This is a genomic window from Bartonella vinsonii subsp. berkhoffii ATCC 51672 (genome assembly GCF_902825225.1).
Taxonomy (GTDB): Bacteria; Pseudomonadota; Alphaproteobacteria; order Rhizobiales; family Rhizobiaceae; genus Bartonella; species Bartonella berkhoffii.
Genome location: NZ_CADEAK010000085.1, coordinates 1 through 715, shown reverse-complemented (window position 1 = coordinate 715; position 715 = coordinate 1). Strand labels below are relative to the sequence as shown.

Sequence of the window (715 nt, the reverse complement as noted above, 5' to 3'; positions counted from 1 at the left end):
CATCACCTGTTTTATCATAATGAACAACCGCTGAATCATCTGACTGAAGACTGCTGGAAAGATCCTTTAAACCTTTTTCAAGCTGACCCTTGTTAACGGCATCATTGTTATCTTTTGCATCCCCTACACCGGAAATCACCCGATTCACACCGCTTGTATTCGCAACATTAATTACAGTACCATTTGTTTCCTTACCAATAGTAATAGGATCAGCGTTTTTATCCTGCTTAATAAGGCTATCTCCTTCTACTTTGGTAACCGCATTATTAATTTCTTTGGTAATCTCTTTATGAAGATTCGTGAAAGAACTACCTACACCGGTAAAGGCAGAAACTACATCATGATAGTCTTTATCTTCTGTTTGACCATCTTCCTTGACAGCCTTAACCGTGAACGTAGGAGCCGTCCATTTGCCACCTTCATAGCTAGCATTACCACCAAAAGTCTTTGCAACCTCACTGCCCAGTGAATAAAGCTGACTACCATTCACGGCATCCGTAGAGTTTTCAGAAATCTCCCCATTTGCAAGGTACTTAATCTTGCTATTGGTTTTGTGCCCTTCTTCTCCATGCTGCGCTACAAAGGCATGATCCTTTTCGCTCCACAACAAGGCATCACCTTGAACAGTGGTAATTTCTTTTTCAATCTCTTTGGTAATTTCATTCTTAATATTCGCAAATGAATCTTTAACTTTCTCAAATGAATCTCCAACACC

At 40.0% G+C, this 715-nt stretch carries 1 pseudogene; it reads right to left on the bottom strand.

The annotated features are described in order from the left end of the window. A pseudogene (locus J7R10_RS08365) lies at positions 1–715 on the bottom strand (Vomp family autotransporter); the annotation flags it as partial.